Origin of the sequence: uncultured Endozoicomonas sp., from assembly GCF_947495845.1 — a bacterium.
GTDB lineage: Bacteria > Pseudomonadota > Gammaproteobacteria > Pseudomonadales > Endozoicomonadaceae > Endozoicomonas.
Genome location: NZ_CANMAO010000004.1, coordinates 181,874 through 200,315 on the forward strand (window position 1 = coordinate 181,874; position 18,442 = coordinate 200,315).

At 45.7% G+C, this 18,442-nt stretch carries 14 protein-coding genes; 5 read left to right on the plus strand and 9 right to left on the minus strand.

Translation table 11 applies throughout. The features are described from left to right. Window positions 1–125 precede the first annotated feature (125 nt). Window positions 126–1,367 carry an ammonium transporter gene (locus Q1B11_RS05095; protein ID WP_299728586.1) on the minus strand — a complete coding sequence of 414 codons (1,242 nt, stop codon included), beginning with the start codon at window positions 1,365–1,367 and terminating at the stop codon, window positions 126–128. 77 nt (window positions 1,368–1,444) lie between these two features. Then, complete coding sequence (gene glnK, locus Q1B11_RS05100; protein WP_067517104.1) at window positions 1,445–1,783, minus strand: P-II family nitrogen regulator; 339 nt, start codon at window positions 1,781–1,783, stop codon at window positions 1,445–1,447. A gap of 905 nt (window positions 1,784–2,688) precedes the next feature. On the opposite strand from glnK, the gene Q1B11_RS05105 reads away from it, so the two are divergent. Next, entirely contained in the window at window positions 2,689–4,299 is a 1,611-nt protein-coding gene (locus Q1B11_RS05105; RefSeq protein WP_299728593.1) for an alkaline phosphatase, read from the plus strand. 109 nt (window positions 4,300–4,408) lie between these two features. Next, window positions 4,409–4,687 (plus strand): accessory factor UbiK family protein, encoded by a 279-nt coding sequence (locus Q1B11_RS05110; protein WP_299728596.1) that lies wholly within the window; start codon window positions 4,409–4,411, stop codon window positions 4,685–4,687. 246 nt (window positions 4,688–4,933) lie between these two features. On the opposite strand, the gene Q1B11_RS05115 is transcribed toward Q1B11_RS05110, so the two are convergent. Beyond that, a complete protein-coding gene (locus Q1B11_RS05115) occupies window positions 4,934–8,023 on the minus strand; it encodes a hypothetical protein (RefSeq protein ID WP_299728600.1) in 3,090 nt (1,029 codons plus the stop codon). A gap of 208 nt (window positions 8,024–8,231) precedes the next feature. On the opposite strand from Q1B11_RS05115, the gene Q1B11_RS05120 reads away from it, so the two are divergent. Further along, a complete protein-coding gene (locus Q1B11_RS05120) occupies window positions 8,232–9,761 on the plus strand; it encodes a YifB family Mg chelatase-like AAA ATPase (protein WP_299728603.1) in 1,530 nt (509 codons plus the stop codon). A 16-nt stretch (window positions 9,762–9,777) separates the two neighbouring features. On the opposite strand, the gene Q1B11_RS05125 is transcribed toward Q1B11_RS05120, so the two are convergent. The 3 genes from Q1B11_RS05125 to Q1B11_RS05135 form a co-directional block, all read right to left on the minus strand. Continuing rightward, window positions 9,778–10,122: a hypothetical protein gene (locus Q1B11_RS05125; RefSeq protein WP_299728608.1), complete on the minus strand. Its 345-nt coding sequence runs from the start codon at window positions 10,120–10,122 to the stop codon at window positions 9,778–9,780. Between the two features lie 145 nt (window positions 10,123–10,267). Beyond that, window positions 10,268–11,731: a PTS glucose transporter subunit IIBC gene (ptsG, locus tag Q1B11_RS05130; protein ID WP_299728611.1), complete on the minus strand. Its 1,464-nt coding sequence runs from the start codon at window positions 11,729–11,731 to the stop codon at window positions 10,268–10,270. Window positions 11,732–12,286: 555 nt separating this feature from the next. After that, window positions 12,287–13,228 carry a hypothetical protein gene (locus Q1B11_RS05135; protein ID WP_299728614.1) on the minus strand — a complete coding sequence of 314 codons (942 nt, stop codon included), beginning with the start codon at window positions 13,226–13,228 and terminating at the stop codon, window positions 12,287–12,289. 503 nt (window positions 13,229–13,731) lie between these two features. Here Q1B11_RS05135 and Q1B11_RS05140 point away from each other — a divergent pair. Beyond that, entirely contained in the window at window positions 13,732–14,601 is an 870-nt protein-coding gene (locus Q1B11_RS05140; protein ID WP_299728617.1) for a hypothetical protein, read from the plus strand. An 89-nt stretch (window positions 14,602–14,690) separates the two neighbouring features. Here Q1B11_RS05140 and Q1B11_RS05145 read toward each other — a convergent pair whose 3' ends face one another. The 3 genes from Q1B11_RS05145 to Q1B11_RS05155 all read right to left on the minus strand — a co-directional run bounded on the left by Q1B11_RS05145 (window position 14,691) and on the right by Q1B11_RS05155 (window position 17,410). Next, window positions 14,691–15,257 carry a 5-formyltetrahydrofolate cyclo-ligase gene (locus Q1B11_RS05145; protein ID WP_299728620.1) on the minus strand — a complete coding sequence of 189 codons (567 nt, stop codon included), beginning with the start codon at window positions 15,255–15,257 and terminating at the stop codon, window positions 14,691–14,693. Window positions 15,258–15,363: 106 nt separating this feature from the next. Further along, a complete protein-coding gene (gene ssb / locus Q1B11_RS05150) occupies window positions 15,364–15,927 on the minus strand; it encodes a single-stranded DNA-binding protein (RefSeq protein WP_299728623.1) in 564 nt (187 codons plus the stop codon). Window positions 15,928–16,066: 139 nt separating this feature from the next. Then, entirely contained in the window at window positions 16,067–17,410 is a 1,344-nt protein-coding gene (locus Q1B11_RS05155; RefSeq protein ID WP_299728626.1) for an MFS transporter, read from the minus strand. 201 nt (window positions 17,411–17,611) lie between these two features. On the opposite strand from Q1B11_RS05155, the gene Q1B11_RS05160 reads away from it, so the two are divergent. Continuing rightward, window positions 17,612–18,307: a hypothetical protein gene (locus Q1B11_RS05160; protein WP_299728629.1), complete on the plus strand. Its 696-nt coding sequence runs from the start codon at window positions 17,612–17,614 to the stop codon at window positions 18,305–18,307. Window positions 18,308–18,442 lie beyond the last annotated feature (135 nt).

Here is an 18,442-nt window from a genome sequence, read left to right on the forward strand (position 1 = left end):
ATGCCCTCGCTGTGCGTGGGAATCCATACCTCTTAATTTTCAAAGAGATAGATATATGGGTTCCCATGCAGCACAAAAAAGCCCTCCAAAAAGGAGGGCTAATATTTCAATGAAACCGCTTAAGATTATGGCTTGCTGGTAAACTCAGGATACGCTTCCATGCCACATTCAGTCAGGTCAGCACCTTCATACTCTTCTTCTTCAGAGATACGCAGACCCATGATCGCTTTGATCACGCCCCATACGATCAGGGAAGCACCGAATACCCAGGCGAAGATCACACCAGCACCCAGCAGCTGAGCACCGAAGGTTGCATCACTGTTGGTCAGTGGTACGGCCAGCAGACCCCAGATACCCACAACACCGTGTACCGAGATGGCACCTACCGGATCATCAATCTTCAGTTTATCCAGAGCCAGGATAGAGAAGACGACGATGGAGCCACCAACAGCACCGATCAGCGTTGAACCCAGAGCAGAAGGCGTCAGAGGCTCAGCAGTGATAGCAACCAGACCAGCCAGAGCGCCGTTCAGAGCCATGGTCAGATCCGCTTTACCAAACAGTAGTCGTGCAACAATCAGGGCAGCGATCACACCACCGGCAGCAGCGGCATTAGTGTTTACGAAGATTTGTGCAACAGCGTTAGCATTTTCAACACCGGTGATCTGCAGCTGAGAACCACCGTTGAAACCGAACCAGCCGAGCCACAGGATAAAGGTACCCAGTGTCGCCATTGGCAGGTTAGCACCTGGCATCGCGTTGATTTCACCGTTGGAACCGTATTTACCTTTACGAGCACCCAGCAGCAGAACACCAGCCAGAGCAGCAGAGGCACCCGCCATGTGTACCACACCGGAGCCGGCGAAGTCCTGGAAACCGGCAGCGTTCAGGAAACCACTTCCCCATTTCCAGAACCCTTGTACTGGATAGATGAAGCCAGTCATGAAGACAGCAAACACCAGGAAGGCCCAGAGCTTCATACGCTCAGCAACCGCACCGGATACGATGGACATGGCCGTTGCAACGAAGACAACCTGGAAGAAGAAGTCAGACAACAGAGAGTAATAAGCATCACCGGAAGTGACATCATCAACAGTGTTGTCAGTACCAATCAGTGTACCGAACAGTGGCATGATGCCACCTTCGTTCGCGCCAGGATACATGATCTGATAACCACAGAGCAGGTACATGGTGCAGGCAATGGCGAACAAGGCAATGTTCTTAGTAAGAATTTCTACGGTGTTCTTGGAGCGAACAAGACCGGCTTCCAGCATGGCGAAGCCGGCAGCCATCCACATGACCAACGCACCGCAAATCAGGAAATAAAATGTGTCGAGCGCATACGACAACTGAGCTATATCTTCCACGGGACCCCTCCCAGTAAATTCACAATTTTTTTATCTGTTTTATATCGCTATTACTGCTGAGCGATGTTCAATATCTGTTAGATAGCGTCGGTGCCAGTCTCGCCAGTCCGGATACGGATGGCCTGCTCCAGAGCTGTGACGAAGATCTTTCCATCACCAATCTTGCCCGTGTTAGCAGCGTTAGAGACCGCTTCAATAACCTGATCCAGCAGATCATCTGAAATGGCAACTTCGATTTTGACTTTAGGCAGGAAGTCCACCACATACTCGGCACCACGATAGAGCTCAGTGTGACCTTTCTGACGACCAAAGCCTTTTACTTCAGTCACGGTGATGCCCTGAACACCGATGTCGGACAGTGCTTCCCGCACGTCATCAAGCTTGAATGGCTTGATAATGGCTGATACTAACTTCATCTATTGTTCTCCTGCTTCAGTTCCAAGCGAGTCTTCTGATTTGAAAGCCATCCGGGAGGGGTAAATCGGTAGGCCTGTGGCACAAAGTCTACCCCTTTCCAGTTCGGTAACAAAATCTCTGTATAAAAGACTTGGTTACCTGAACTGTAAGCAGGCAGTGTGCCAGTTTTGAAAAGTACTGAAATTCAAATGAAATGTGCACTATAAATGCCTTTACCGAGGCACTGGTCGCATTAAGCGCACCAAAAAACAACGTGACAAATATCGACGCACCAAATTGGCGCAACAATGCATCCCTGCCCTATTATGGGCTTACCTCTGCTTTTTCAGTGCTTATCCGTTGGGGAGTAATCGACGATTGAATTGAGTGAGGAAAGCGCCTATCAACCTGCACCAACTATCAGCAGACAGATGACCTATAGCTAACGCCTCATCAACAAAAGAGCCTTAACAAGTCTGATCAATAGCCTCCGCGTTCCCATGCTCGAGGTTATTGCAAAAGCCCAAACATCTCGTTCCCATGCTCCGAGGTTGTCGCAAAAGCTCTGGTTCCCATGCTGTGCGTGGGAACCCATACTTCTAACCCTTTGAAAATTCGAGGGTATGCATTCCCACGCACAGCATGGGAACGAGATGTTTGGGCTTTGCGACAGCCTCGGAACGAGTTGGAATTGCCGGCATCTCGCAGGCCTGCAGGTGCTGATTGTCGGCAACCCTTTGGGTTACCGACCTACGACATTCCCCTAAACAATTTGATGATTGCTCGCAAAATAGCGACATAATTCAGCATTTGTCGCAAATGTGTCGTGAATTATCATAACTCTGTCGTAAAAATGAAACAAAACGGTCATAATTTAGCCATAGGATCGTACCTTTCTATTCATACAACAACAAAGAGTTGACCTATGGACATAAGTTTCAACAAAAAGGCGATTGCCAGCACGTTGTGTGCTGCCGCTTTACTGACAGGTTGTCAGTCAATGGATCGTCAGGTGGCCGGTTCTGATACGCCAGAGGTCAAGAACATCATTATGATGATTGGCGATGGCATGGGGCCACAGCAGTTGGGCCTGCTGCAGGAATACGCCACTAATGCACCGTCGTCTATCTATCAGGGGCAACCAACTGGTATTGCCCAGTTTATGGATGTCGGCGTCGTTGGGTTATCCCAACACAACCCTGCTTACAACATCGTTGTAGATTCAGCCAGCTCCGCTTCTCAGCTGGCAACCGGTGAACCATCACCATCGGAATCTCTGGGTCTAAATGCTTTGGGCAGCCCGACTGAAACAGTACTTGAGCGTGCCCAGAAAGCCGGCAAAGCTACTGGCCTGGTATCCGACACTCGCGCCACTCATGCGACACCCGCCGCTTTTGCTGCTCACCAGCCACACCGTTCTTTGGAAAACAAAATTGCCGAAGAAATGCTGGCAAACAATGTAGACGTTATGTTTTCCGGCGGCCTTCGCCACTGGATTCCAAAAAGTGTCAACGATAAAGATGCGCTTTATCAGCAACTCACCCAACGTACCGATGGCAGCGTCAGAATTAAATCCAAGCGCAAAGACAACAAAAACCTGCTGGAGACTGCCGAGAATGCAGGCTACCAAGTCGCACTGACTAAAACAGAGCTGGATGCCGCCAAGGGTGACAAAGTGCTCGGCCTGTTTGCCTATTCTGGTATGGCCGATGGTATCAAACACACCAGCCATAAAGACGACTTATCCCGTACAGAACCGACTCTGAAAGAGATGACCGCAAAAGCACTGGATATTCTGTCTCAAGATCCAGACGGTTTCTTCCTGATGGTTGAAGGTGGTCGTATAGACTGGGCTGGTCACGATAACGACGCCGGCACCATGCTACACGAACTGTTGAAGTTTGATGAAGCCATCGGCTATGTGTATGACTGGGTGAAAGATCGTAACGATACACTGGTCGTCATTACCGCTGACCATGAAACCGGTGGTTTTGGTTTCTCCTACAGCCGTGCGGACATTCCTGTACCATCTGCGCTGACGGGTGAGGCCTTTGAAGATTGGAGCTACAAGCCAAACTTTAACTTCGGTACTTTCGATATTCTGGACAAGCTTTACAGCCAGAAGATGAGCTTCCCATCCATGTTTTCGGCATTCTCTGAAACCGACAAAACACCGGAAGATTTGGCAGCCATCGTGAATGCCAACAGCGAGTTTGATATCACCGTCGCCCAGGCTCGGGAGATTCTGGCCAATGAACAGAATCGTTATCAAGTGGCTGGTCACAAGTACCTGAGCAGCGAAATCTTCCCGAAAGTAAAAGACTTTGGTGCTTTCTATGTTTACGGTGAAGAGATTCGTCACGACTTGCTGGGTCGTGCAGTTGCGGAAGATCAAAACGTCGTCTGGGGCACCGGTACTCACACAAGCACACCGGTTCCTGTGATTGCCTTTGGTCCTGCAGCGGCAACGGCGCCATTCGGCAAAATGATTCACCACACGGATATTGGTCGAATCAGCCTGGCACTGGCGGAGTAATTATCACGCCATTCCGAATAGAGCCGGGTTCACGCCCGGCTTTTTCTTTTATGAAAAATAGAATGTGGTAAGCTCTCGGATCTTAATAATTCTTAGATTCAGCCATTCCATGATCGATAAAGACACCCTGATCAACCAAATTGCCGGCAAAGCCAGCCAGCTATTCAATAGCGACAAAAGCCAGACCCGGGAAGATTTCGAGAAAAATATCAAAGCGTTGGTGGGCAGCGCGCTCTCGAAACTTGAGCTGGTGACCCGTGATGAGTTTGATACGCAAGTTGCCGTGTTGAGGCACACTCGTGAGCGCCTTGAGGCATTGGAAAAAGAAGTAGAGCGCATTAAATCAGAATCATCTGCATTACACTCGGACGATAAGCCTGCCAGTTAAAGCATTTTATTCAGGTTCCATTAATCCCCCCCCAAAAAATCATCGAGAGTGATTGGTGGAACTCTATACCTCTCATTATTCAGAGAGCTCCCTGCAAAATCTCACAGCTGCTAGGGGGGCGTTATAAGACATACATCCCCGTTCATCCTGAGCGGAGTCGAAGGATCAAAGCACCACACTTCGACTCCGCTCAGTGCGAACGGTATGGGTATTAACGCTTCCTTGCACTAGCATGCCCAATATTCTTTACACCAAGTTGTGAGGCACTCTATTAAAATTTTTGAGCTCATTATCAAATTCAGTTGATAACAAACGCGCACAAGCCAGTGTGTAGCCTTGCATTAATGCCACAAAAGGAAACGTTCCATTATTCACCCCAAGATTCAGCTTCTTGTTACAGTTAAGGAAACTTTCAGGATAAATTGGAGGGCGACCATAACCATACATTTTCAGACAGTCAGCTGGATAAAGTTCCATGCTAAATCTACCACGCTGATCATTACAGTGGGTCGAATAACAATCTTCAAGATCAAACTGCGATGCTGAATTCAACTGATCAAAGCCTTCTTCATCAGGTTGTAGTGCTGTCCAGTACACAACTTCGATGGCAGCACGTTGAAGCCATTTCTGATATTGAACGTCATCAAGACCTAACAAGTATTGAGGCTTGAGCAGGTTATGATCAGAATAGTCACTACCACTGTAAAGCCCAAGTACTGCCTGATGGAGATAGTTTTGAATAAACTCCTCCATGTCTTTTAAAGATTCAGGGTTTGTATAGTGGTAGTCGGGACATTGCTGACAAAAGCGGGCGAATAGTAAAATGGCCGCAATATTGCTGTCACAAAAAACCTCACTCCACGCTATTTTTTGATTTACATGTTTTGAATGAAACTTACCCTTGGCATCCTTGTACTGGAAAAAACTCGTAATGTTTCCGAACTGCTCTGTATCCCCAATGTCCCTAAATCCGGTGATGCCGAAGTCGGGGCGTGCTGTAGCGTCCGTATTCCAGGCTCCAAATGTCCCAGCAACCCCATCTCTCCATCGGCTATTACTCCCCAGCAAGCTAGACAGCGCCGCCCAACGACGTCCTGACTCAGTATCATGGAAAGCCGGTACGACAGAAGTTGGCATCAATCCAAAAGACGATAATACGCCAATATCCCGGCCAGCCTTGAGTAATCCCTTTATACAACGCTCTTTACTGTCTTGCATATTGTTCGGATCGATTGGTTTATAAACATAGTGACAGTAATCCGGGTGCCCACGATAGCAGTAAACATTTACCGTTGGCTCACCATCTTGGTTATTGATTTTGAGCGTATCTGTGAACTTATCGGCAGTAAATGGTAATGAACTGACGGGCACCTGAAAGAAGCCAACAAACTCCGGAATATCACTTTCCAAATTGAGCTTGAATTCCCGTCGCTCACATACCTGATGCATTAGCCCTTCTCTGGCTAGGGTCGCCAGGGGTTCTCCCTCCCGTTGAATTTTATAATAATACGTTTTACCGTCATGCTCTCCTTTAAAGGCTCTGCCACCACAGGTAGATTTGTTTGTAAGCTCTTCCATGCGCCTTTGATATTCGGCACGGATCATACCAAACGAAGAAGGCGTATTTTTCGTAATAAACTGTTCAATCTTGTCACCGAATGAATGGGAAACCGGATGTGTGTTGCAATCTTGATAAAGGCTTTTTTGCAACAACGGAAGAAAATGGTTTTTGTTGTAACCATCTTTCAGATCACAAGGCGCATACAGCCCATTGAAATCAATATCAGGATCAGGCGCTAAATCACCATTACGCAATCGATCAATCAGTGCAATCTTCTCCTCTATTGGTAATTTAGGAGTTAACATCAACTTAATTAATTCAGGATACCCTCGAGTAGCTAACTCATCTAACAAGGGCCTAAGCAAAGCCTTACCCTGATCATATTTAGCCAGCAAGTTGACCAAATGAATACAGTGTTTTTTTGATTTTTTATTATGCAACTCATTAACACAATACTGGTATATTTTTTCAGAACCTAATTTCCATATAATGCTTTCATCAAATCTTCTTTCGTTAAAGGTCTGACCCAATCTAAGAAAATACAGCTGTTCAAGATCAATTTTTTCTCTATCCTTATATTTCTCAGCCTCAGAGATATACCGATAATTAATACCAATCAATTCTTTAAAAACACGCTGAGGATCATCAAATTCAACCTCATAAAACCTTATGTAGGAATGAGTCGTTCTAATATAGTCCATCATTTTTTGTAGATGTCTCTGCTTGGCGGTATCAGGTAGAATTTTAAGAAAGGATTCATTGTGCAAAATTAGCCGATCACAAAGATCCACGCCGCACAAATCTTCTTCTATTTCGTCACAATCAATGTATATACCTGTTTTCTCCATCAATTCATATGTGATCAATTCCTCAGGCACAAACACTAAATAGGCTTCTGGAATATACGTCATGCCTTTTAACAGTTCAGGTGTAATATAACGCTTTGGCACATACTTAATTGCATGTACTGCTTTTTTACACACTTGAGAATAGAGGCTCTCGCTCTTATACTCATCAGGAACAGAATTTAGATTAGAAAATCCTTTAAGACAAACCTCTTTCCACATCGGTTCAGATACGTATTTCTTTGGTATTTTATATATATTTCTCCATGATGATTCTAAATAAATTTCTGCAATTTCTTTTGTGACTATTTGCTCAGGAAAGGAGCCAAGATCAGGTAGGTTCCAATCATATAGCTTGCCATTATTTTTTTTCCTAAGGATCCTTATGTGATCTAAAACCTGAGTCAGGAATCCTTCTGTTTTCAGCCTATCCGGAATAAAACTGAGATACGTAGCTACGTTATCTGAAATCTTTGAAAGCAGATCTTCAGCCTGCTTCTGGGAAAGCGCATCATCTTCAGGGATTAGATTAGTATAATCCGGAAGATTATCCTGAATATATTCCGACAACTTTTTTTTATGCGTATTTTTATCCGCATCATTAATACAGTTTTTTTGCAACCCATAATAACTCTGATCATCAAAAGAAAGTTCATCAAGTAGCTCTTGTACATTCAAGCCAAGATCCGATAACTCATACAAGACCGTATCATTGAATTGGCTGTTCGCCATTTCAAGCAGTAGACCAACAAAACGATCATTCAAAAATGCATTATTATTTATGCTGCGAACTTGTCTTTTCTTAGTTGCACTGGGGACTGAATTTATGCCAATAGGTAGATGCCGAGTACATTCCACACTCTTTTCCCTATTTCTTTTTAGTTCACCTTCCCCACTTTTCGTCCTTGATACGGCTAAAGAGATATCCATCCACCTTCTCCATCAAAATTTAAATTTCATAAACATGACTATTTGCGAGAATAAGCTTACTGAAGGTAAACGTTATTATCACTAACTAAGCTGTAAGAAACGCTAACCACCCTGTCACTTGACATGCGATGAAAACAACATAGCAGGCAATGCTTCCGAGACCTGCTATCTTTGATCTTTTGTGTTGTTCTATCGGTCAATAATAAAAATGTCTTCTCAACTGGCTCAAGTGCACACTCGTGCTAACCAAGGGGTTCGTGCGCCTTTGGTTATCGTCGAAGTTCACCTCTCTCAAGGTTTACCCGGGCTGAATATTGTCGGGCTGCCGGAAGCGGGGGTGCGAGAAAGCAAAGACCGGGTGCGAAGTGCACTGATAAACAGTGGCTATGATTTCCCTGATGGCAGAATCACCGTCAACCTCGCCCCTGCCGATTTACCCAAAGAAGGTGGCCGCTTCGATCTGCCCATTGCTTTGGGCATTTTAATCGCTTCTGGTCAGTTGCCTGCAGACGTTACGAATGATCGAGAATTTCTTGGGGAGCTGGCACTGTCTGGCGAGTTACGACCAGTTCGTGCTGCTTTACCCGCATCACTGGCCTGTAAAGAATCCCGGAGCGCATTATTACTTCCCAAAGATAATGCGGAAGTAGCCGCCATGGTCAGCGAAACTACCGTGATTGCCGCAAACCATTTGAACGAAGTATGTGCTTACCTGCAGCAAAAAATCACTATTGAACCCACAAAGCCTACTGCTGGTTTTCAAGGTCATCAATATCCGGATCTGTCTGATGTCCAAGGTCAGGAGCAAGCCAAAAGAGCATTGTTGATTGCCGCGACCGGCGGACACCATCTGCTTCTTTTTGGTCCACCAGGCAGTGGTAAAAGTATGTTGGCCAGCCGGCTACCCGGTTTATTACCGCCGCTGACGGAAGAGGAATCTCTGGAAGTGGCAACGATTCACTCCTTAACCTCCTGTTCACCGGAAAACCTTGGTCAACGGCCGTTCAGAACACCACACCATTCATCATCATCGGTCTCTTTAGTTGGAGGCGGCAGTATTCCGAAACCGGGAGAAATCTCCTATGCCCATCACGGTGTATTGTTTCTGGATGAAATGCCGGAGTTTTCCCGGCAGGCTCTGGAGATTCTCAGAGAGCCACTAGAAAACGGCGAAGTGGTCATTACTCGATCAAAAGGGCAGGAACGCTTCCCTTCCCGGTTTCAGCTCATGGCCGCTATGAATCCCTGCCCTTGTGGTTATCTGGGGGATTCTCAAAGGCGTTGTCATTGTTCACCGGATCAGGTTCGGCGTTATCGAAACAAACTGTCCGGCCCGTTGCTGGACCGGATTGATCTTCAGGTAGAAGTGCCCTCTCAAAGTATTCAGAGTGTGATGGAACACTCGTCTTCCATGACTGATAAATCGACTCAATGTTCAGATGGTTTTCGAAACCGCGTGGTGGAACTTCGTAACCAACAGCTGATACGCCAGGGCAAAATCAATAGTCAGCTGTCAGCAAAGGCGTTATTTGATGCCTGCGCTCTGGGTGATAAAGAGAAAAAGTTCATTTCTGCCGTATCGGAAAAGTTTCATATTTCCATGCGCGGACTGCATCGCGTTTTGCGAGTATCCAGAACGATTGCGGATTTGGAGGGGAGTAACACGGTTCAAACTGCTCATTTATCAGAAGCCGTTCAGTACAGGCAGTTTGACCGAACAAGTGGCAAAGCTAAGTAGCTGATTAAATGAACATTCAAAGAAACTCATAAGCACCGTCAAAGCCGTCATTTAAATAACTTGAATTGTTTTTAGCTGCTACTCTTTCGTGTTCGCTGGTCTGGCCACTGACAGTTGATATTCGACATTCAGGCTGATTGTTTATCATTACATTTCTCTGAGACAACCTACCCTGCGTTGGATATTCACCACTTGAATCGGAAAACAGACAACAACCAACATTTAAAATACATTGACACAACCAAGAGCCAAACGATATTGACTGAGACTCTTTTTCACCTGCTTGATTACATTCTGCATTAACGCCTACTGCCGGGTAATAATAAAATTCATGAAAACCGGTGATACCGTCAGACCTCATAACCATACTCTTTTTTAATAAGTTACAATTTCAAGCCCTTTCTTAGACCGTTAATATTCCAAAATGTTTACTTTCCATACAAAAAAACCGTGACTGCCTAAGCAACCACGGTTTTGAAATAACAATAAGTTATTGCTTTATTGTATCAGGCAATCGCCAGATCACCCATTTCAGGTGCCTGACCGCTTTTCAGCAGCTCATTCATTTCAGTCTTAATCTGATCAGACTTAGGACCAAAAATAGCCTGCATGTTCTGACCAACCACCAATACCGCAGTAGCGCCCAGTGCTTTGATGCCTTCAACGTCTACATTTTCAGGCTGTTTCACCGTTACACGCAAACGAGTGATACAGGCATCAATGCTGTCGATGTTGCTCTGACCACCGAAAGCAATGAACAGCTTTCTGGCCAGCTCACTGCCAACTTCATTGTTGTTTGCTTCTTCAGTTGTCTCTTCACGACCTGGGGTTTTCAGGTTGAACATATTGATGACAAAGCGGAATACCGTGTAGTAAATCGCCGCGTAAGCCAAACCCCACACCAGAATCATGGCCGGTTTAGTGCCGATGCTGAAAGACAGAGCATAATCGATAAGACCATGGGAGAAAGAACCGCCCATTTTGATCTCAAAGAAGTTGGTGATCATGAATGCAAAACCTGCCAGCAGGGCGTGAATTCCGTAAAGAATCGGTGCAACAAACAGGAAAGAGAACTCGATCGGTTCGGTAATGCCGGTCAGGAAAGACGTCAGCGCAGCAGATACCATGATACCGCCAACCACTTTCTGGTTTTCAGTTTTGGCACTGTGCCACATGGCCAGAGCTGCAGCCGGAAGACCGAACATTTTGAACAGGAAACCACCCGCCAGGAAGCCAGCAGTCGGATCGCCAGCGAAGAAACGTGGAATGTCGCCGTTCACAACTACGCCAGACGCCGTTACAAACTCTCCCATTTGAGACTGGAAAGGTACGTTCCAGATGTGGTGCAGACCAAACGGAATCAGTAGACGCTCAACCAGACCGTACACAAAGCCCATGGTCGTTGGGTTGCCCGATACGGCGTAGTTACCGAACACATCAATAGCATTACCGATCGGTGGCCAGATGAAGCTCAGAATCACACCCATGATGATGGCTGCAAAGGCAGTAATGATTGGCACAAAACGCTTACCAGCAAAGAAGCCCAGATATTCTGGCAGCTGTATTTTGTAGAAGCGATTGAACATGACAGACGCAAGGATACCCACCAGGATACCACCAAACACACCGGTATCGATGGAAGCGATACCCATGATGGATTTGGTTTCGATGCCTAAAGTGCCCGCCATAACGCCCATAGTGGCCAGCATGACAACATAGCCAACAATCGCGGCCAGAGAAGACACGCCGTCGTTATCAGTCAGACTGAGTACCACACCGATAGCAAACAACAGTGGCAGGTTACCGAACACCGCACCACCGGCCTGAGCCATGATCTGGTTAAGAAGTTCCGGAAAAATAGAAAAACCGGCGCTGCCAACACCCAGCAGAATACCTGCTGCTGGCAGAATCGCCACGGGCAGCATGAGAGACCGCCCTATTTTTTGAAGAAGAGAAAATGCTTTTTGCACCAGCAAAAACCTCGAGTAGCTGTACGTTACGCAAACCGATCTCGCCCTTCTGCCGTAACCGACATAAAGGTTAGAAAACAGGATTGGTGATATACCCGTCGCCTTTCAAGTTGCTACTTTGTTGGCTTCACTCGGTTGCCGCCGCGTAGCAACTTGAAATCCTTTGGGTATGGTTATAAAAGACGGAGTCCCTGCTAACCGCTGTCAGAATGATCAACGATCGTTCAATTCACGAATCTGTCACCGGGACTTTTCTGGTATTTTTTTGCGGGCATGATTTTCATACAATTTCATAAAATTAAAAATTGATGCAGATCAATAGATCATATTTTGATCAAAGCATAACATTTATGATCGGAATAGCTCAGGCTGTGATTATGCAATCCGCACACTTAAGATTTGCCCTGAATTAACTTCCACATTTCAATTTTCGTTATCCGTACCCCGTTGTCCGTATTCCGAAAAAGCTTGAGCCACTCGCGCTTTTGCGGACTACGGGTAACGAATAGCGGGCAACGGTCTCTACGATGCTTCAGGCCTCAGTATATGTAGAGCTTATTTCAGCACAGTTCCTGACATCATCCGAATATGATAGAGGTCTCCTTTCATGAGGCGATCAGACACCCCAAGAAAGTCTGAATAGGTTATAGCTACTTTTCTCCCTAAAACCGCCGCCGCTTCAGCATAACGACACAGTATTTCATTCCCCGTTGAGAGCTCCGCAATATCTGGCAGTTGCACGCGTCTCTTAAACGTCTCATCATCAGTACGGTCGGTCATTTCTGCTGCCTTAAGCCCACTTTGCTCTATGGAGTTTTCCTGACCATAGTAAACATCGATGGCTTTATAATTCCCTTGATGCAAACCGATAAGACACTGGTTGTTGAACACCCAACGATTAATGCGTTGAATGTAAACAATGTACCCGGAAGTGACTTCAGGCGAAAAAAACAAACTGTCAAAAAAACCCATCGCCTCTCCCACACCTTCAGGATATAAAGATTGAGCAGTCTCAACATGATGCTGCATACCCAGAGGTTCGACGGCCGTTAGAAGGTACTCGCTACTGGTACTGTAGGGATTACTAAAAAAAGGTTTACTTCTAAAGTGGTAAACACGCCTATCGACTTCCCGGGTGTTGGATAAAGCGACAAGCTCCTCCCAGGTAGCACGATCCTTTTCTTGTACCGACAGCGCATACTCTACGGATGGGTATTGTCCATACCCCGACAAGGCCGGACTTTCTATCTTAATCTCCCCGCCTTTTCGTATAAAACCATCAACCCATTGTGTTCGGTTGATATGCCCCACCACCAAACCGGTCAACCAGTCACCATCGGGCTGAACACGCACTGGTTGCGAACTCACGCCATGTTGCTCACTGGCCTTATAGTCCCATACATCAACATTCTTTCTGATATGGCTATCATAGGCATTCGCCTCAAATGCAAAGCCCGCAACAATCAACAAGACAGCCGAGGCAACAAAAACAGTCATAACAATCCTTGTTATTTAATCCATATCTGAGTTTTACTTACTTCACAATAACCACACTTTTCAAAACACTTTTCAAAATATTGTTCAAAACAACGCCCCTATTACGTTAAAACTATCCAGATAAAATTGGTAGCAATATCACGGCTATTTTCGCTTAAATACCAAACAAGCCATACGTACCATGACCATTAATTAAACGTCGATGTATTTATAAATATCTTTTATATGCATTACTAATTTAAAAAGCTTTATATATTTCCACTGTATTTATTAGTACTGGTATTTTTACCCTAAAATCTTCTTAGTTGGAACATGGAATATTCGAATCCAGAGCATCTCCCTTTGATCTTAATAAGCAATGAAAAAACCTATTACAAAAGAATATATTCATGTTTGGAAACATATTGCCTTTCCATTGTCCAATCGTTCGATTCCGATTCTCGCAGGGGTATCGGATCAGTTGTACTTGAATAGAACAGCCATCCAAAATTAAAGGGGTTAGCATGTTGTTCAGAGAAAAATGTTTATCTGCAGTCTTATTGCTGTCGTTAGTTTCATCGAGCTGGGCGCTTGAATCATCTGAGGGAGATTCAAACGTACGGCGCTCTAGCAGTACCATTGCCAATGTCGGTCATGTCATTGGAACCTCCGCTGAAGCGGCTGTTCATGCTTTTCTGACTCTCGGTTCTATGTTGGCAAATAACCAAGCCGCCAAAGCCGCAGTTGAAACTGCGCGAGCAGCTGAAAACGTAGTTAATGATGTTCCAAACCCACACCCGGTTATACAATGGTCTGGCGACATACTTCAAGACCTTCCTGGTATGGGTAAGTTCTTCAAACAAGCAGACAACAACCACCTTCTTCAGAAAAACGTTTTACTCAGCCAGCTCACTCGATTATTGCCTATTGCCAACGACTACGCCTGCGGCATGTTAACCGTTGCGCTGGAAGATGGCTGGTATGTTGACAGTGTTGTTGTTAATCAGGGTTCTATTCAAAATGATCACCAGTTCGAACACATTGGTGATAACATTTTTGTTCCAAAAAATAGAGGTCTGACCAATCTGCTGATGATCAAGCAAATCACAGGTTGGAGTACTGCTGCGAACAGTTACATCCTTGAGAACCCGGTTGATTTCTACCTGACAGTTTCTGATGGCAGAGAAGTATCAACGCTGAATGTTCAGAAAAACTCATGCACACCTTACAGCTACGGCAAAGCGTATGTATCTGTTGTCAAAGGATCCGAGGTTCCCGTTTGTGTGACTAACGCCAGCACTGATGGCAAAGTCTCAACTCTCACAGCAATTACTTCTGCTTATGGTAAGCCAGCACAAGTTCGAATCCCTGGTGAAGCCTGTGAAAGCTATTAAGTAAGCCGATTTGGCATTCGAACTGATTAGATAAACAGCTCAGTTACCACTCTCGTAGTAATACTTGAGTGGTTCCTTTTTCACCTCCCTCAAAATGCGTGATAAGCACGATCAGTTGCGACGCCAGTGAGAGGAACATCCCACTCTTCTATTGGTATTTTCTCCACCATCTGACATTCATGAGCCAGTCCAATGAGTCGAGTTCTTTCTCCTGTTTGCTCAAATGTTCTGTCATAAAACCCGCCCCCCATACCAAGCCGTGCGCCTGAAAGATCAAAACCGGTTAATGGCATAAACACCACATCCAGATTTGCTGGTGCGATAAATTCATCACGCTCGACTAAGGGCTCTGGAATACCAAAACGATTGATGACCAATTTGGTGGATTGAGTATATGGAGCAAACAGCATGACCTTGTTTTTCACCACTGGCAGATAGCACGATTTACCCAGCTGCCACAAATACTGCTGAAGCATGACAGGGTTAATCTCCCCATCAGAAGCAAGATACAGTGCAAAGTATTCTGCATTGAAAAGATCATGTTGTTGTTTTAAACAATCAACCAGCCTGTTACTAGCGGCTAGCTGGTGCTCTTTGGTGAGGTTACGCCTGCGCTCTCTGAGCATACGCCTCAATTCAGAACGTGATTCCTCCATAAATTGATTACCTCTATAAGCAGTTACCATTTAGCAAAAAGCCCTCTGTATAAGAGGGCTAAGAAATATTATCTATTACTGCTGTTTCATCAGCCTGAAATCAGCGTCAGAAGGGAATATCATCATCAAAATCATCAAAGCCGCCAGCAGGTGCTGTTTGTGGTTGTTGTTGAGGTGCTGATTGCTGCTGATTCTGTTGCTGAGCCGGTGCACTGTATTGCTGAGACTGAGCAGGTTGGTTATAAGACTGCTGTTGTTGCGGTGCTTGCTGCTGTTGCTGATAGCCACCACCCATTGGAGCAGCGCCCATACCGCCATCGGATCGGCCGTCCAGTATTTGCATCTGGCCACCATAACCTGAAACAATCACTTCTGTTGTATAACGGTCCTGTCCATTTTGGTCCTGCCATTTGTTGGTTCTCAGGCTACCTTCGATGTAAACCTTGGAACCCTTACGGACATACTGCTGAGCAATTTCTGCCAGCTTGCCAAACAGAACAACCCGGTGCCACTCTGTCTTTTCTTGCTGCTGACCAGTATTTCTATCTTTCCAGGCTTCACTGGTGGCCACACTCAGTGTAGCGATTGAACTGCCATTAGCTGTTGACCTGAACTCTGGATCATTCCCCAGATTTCCAACCAGAATTACCTTATTAACGCCTCGTGCCATCAGTTTCTCCAGATATCCTGTAATTTCAATTGAAAACCTGAATGAACGTTATATCCATCCAGACTCCGTTATTCCATATTTAGAACTGCCGAACTAAGGGAAGTTCCCACCGACTTATTATTTGTAGCAGGCAATTTGTCTAACAATGCCCGAATTCCCTGAGACTCGACAAGTCCAGAAGCTGCTTATCTACTTTAAGATACGCGGTTTTCTCTGCGGGTAAAACCGTTACTTCCTGAACGCCTGCAATGCAGGCAAGCCGTTCACTGACCGTGCTCATTTCATCAAGCTCGGAATGCAGTGCGACGACCATTGTACTCACATAAGGGGGTTGTTTCATGGTAACAGACAACCACCACCACAAGGCAGTAGGAATTGTACAAACAACCAGCGCACCAATCAGGCCACCGGCTTCCAGTGATAGACCGCCAACACTGCCTCCCAAAGCAGCTCCTAGAAACTGGCTGGTAGAATAAACACCCATTACGGTGCCACGGGTTCCCGCCGGAGAAATTTTACTGACCAGCGAAGGCAGCGTCGCTTCCAGAAAGTTAAACCCAAAGAAGAAGAGAAACAACCCGACCAGTAACCATATTGAGTTCAGTTCACCTTGGGAAATAAGTGCAAACGCCATAAACAACATAACAATACTAAGGCTGTAACACTGCTTTATCCGCCGTTGCTTTTCACTGAAGATAATCATGGGAACCATCAATACAAATGATCCACCAATCACCGCCAGGTAAATAGAACCATGGGTTGACTGTGCATAGTCATGACTCAACAGCCCGGGAATAAATACAAACAATGCCATCAATACAAAGTGAAGCGTAAAGATACCCGACACATGCCGGAGTAATTGCCGATCCGTAAAGACCTGACGTAAGCCTGAGCAATCAACAGAGCTATTAAGATCTCTGCGTTTAACAACCGGCGTGGGCACCACAAACAGGACAATGAGCATCGCGACAACCGACATCATGCCATTGGAAATAAACAACCCAGACAAACCCCAGGCATTACTCACCATCGGGCCAACCACCATAGCAATACCAAATGCCACACCAATGCCCATACCGATCATTGCCATCGCTTTCGTACGATTTTGCTCTCGAGTCAGGTCTGCCATTAATGCGGTCACAGCGCCAGAAATGGCACCACAGCCCTGTAATATTCGCCCGATAATAATATCCGTCATGGAGGTTGCCTCAGCCGCGACCAAGCTGCCTACCAGAAAAATAAAGAGCCCCATTAATATGACAGGCTTTCTACCCCAGCGATCCGACATCCAGCCGAAGGGAATTTGTAACAATGCCTGACTGAATCCATAAGCACCGATGGCCAGACCAACGGTTGCTGGCGAGGCACCTTGCAGGTCTTCAGTAAACAATGCCAGAACAGGCAGCACCATAAAGAGACCGAGCATGCGGAAGACAAAGACCAGAGTCAGGGATATAGCAGCTTTTAATTCAACAAATGACATGGGGTAACAACGACATCCTTTGCGCTATCAATAATTGATAGATTTATTTCATCAATTCTATCAGGGTTCACAGCGAGCAAGCTATCAAATCACAGTGCACTTTCCAGAAATTCATCCACCAAAAGCCGAATCCTCGACTAGTATTGCTATCGTTGTACGTCTCCTGAATGGTTATCAAGGCACCCGTAAAGAGCCACCATCATGATAAATATAAAATCACTTATTAATGACTTGCCTTCACCGGCCCAACACTTATTGTGCATTGTTTTCCTCTTGCTCAGCTTTCAAGCCAAAGCCTCTGACAAACCAGAAATCACCGCGACGTATTATCATATTAACAGTCATGGCAACGAAATCCGGTGTTATACCTCTGGCAATGAACACAGCATGGAACAACGGGAAATATTGCTGCAAAAAGGTTGTACGCTGGAAACACTGTCTGCTCAGGAAGATATTAATGTCAAAGTCACCGTTGAAAGCAACGGTGTTAGCAAAACACTATTAATGTCGTCTAAATATTATCTGATGTGGCTTGGGGCGGGTATTCACGCAATCAACCTGGGGCGTAACGTTCCCCTGATTATCACCAATCTTCTTTCGGCACAGCCAGTCCCGGCTATTGGCCATGCCATTGCCTCCTACTTCTACTATATAGGCTTCAGCGCATATGCAAAGGATACACTGTCCCCATTCCTGCATAACAATTACCCATCCACTTTTGGTGAAAATGAGATAGACTGCCCCATTGAAGCTTGGACAGCAGGTGAACATGGTTGGCTTCTCTTCTCTGATTTAATCATGTGGTGGAATGATCAATTTTATCTGGGTACATTCGACGTAAATCGACTTATGGTCGGTGTGGATTTATTAAACTTTTTAATTGACCGCTTCTTATAAACTCTAAGTACCCGGCCATATGGAATCGAATATTTCTGGCTTGTTGATCAGGTTCTCTGCAAGGCGCAACGGCGGGAGCATAGCGAGCTATGTGACCAGAGTTGCAACGCAGTCAGAGGGGCTGATCAACAAGTC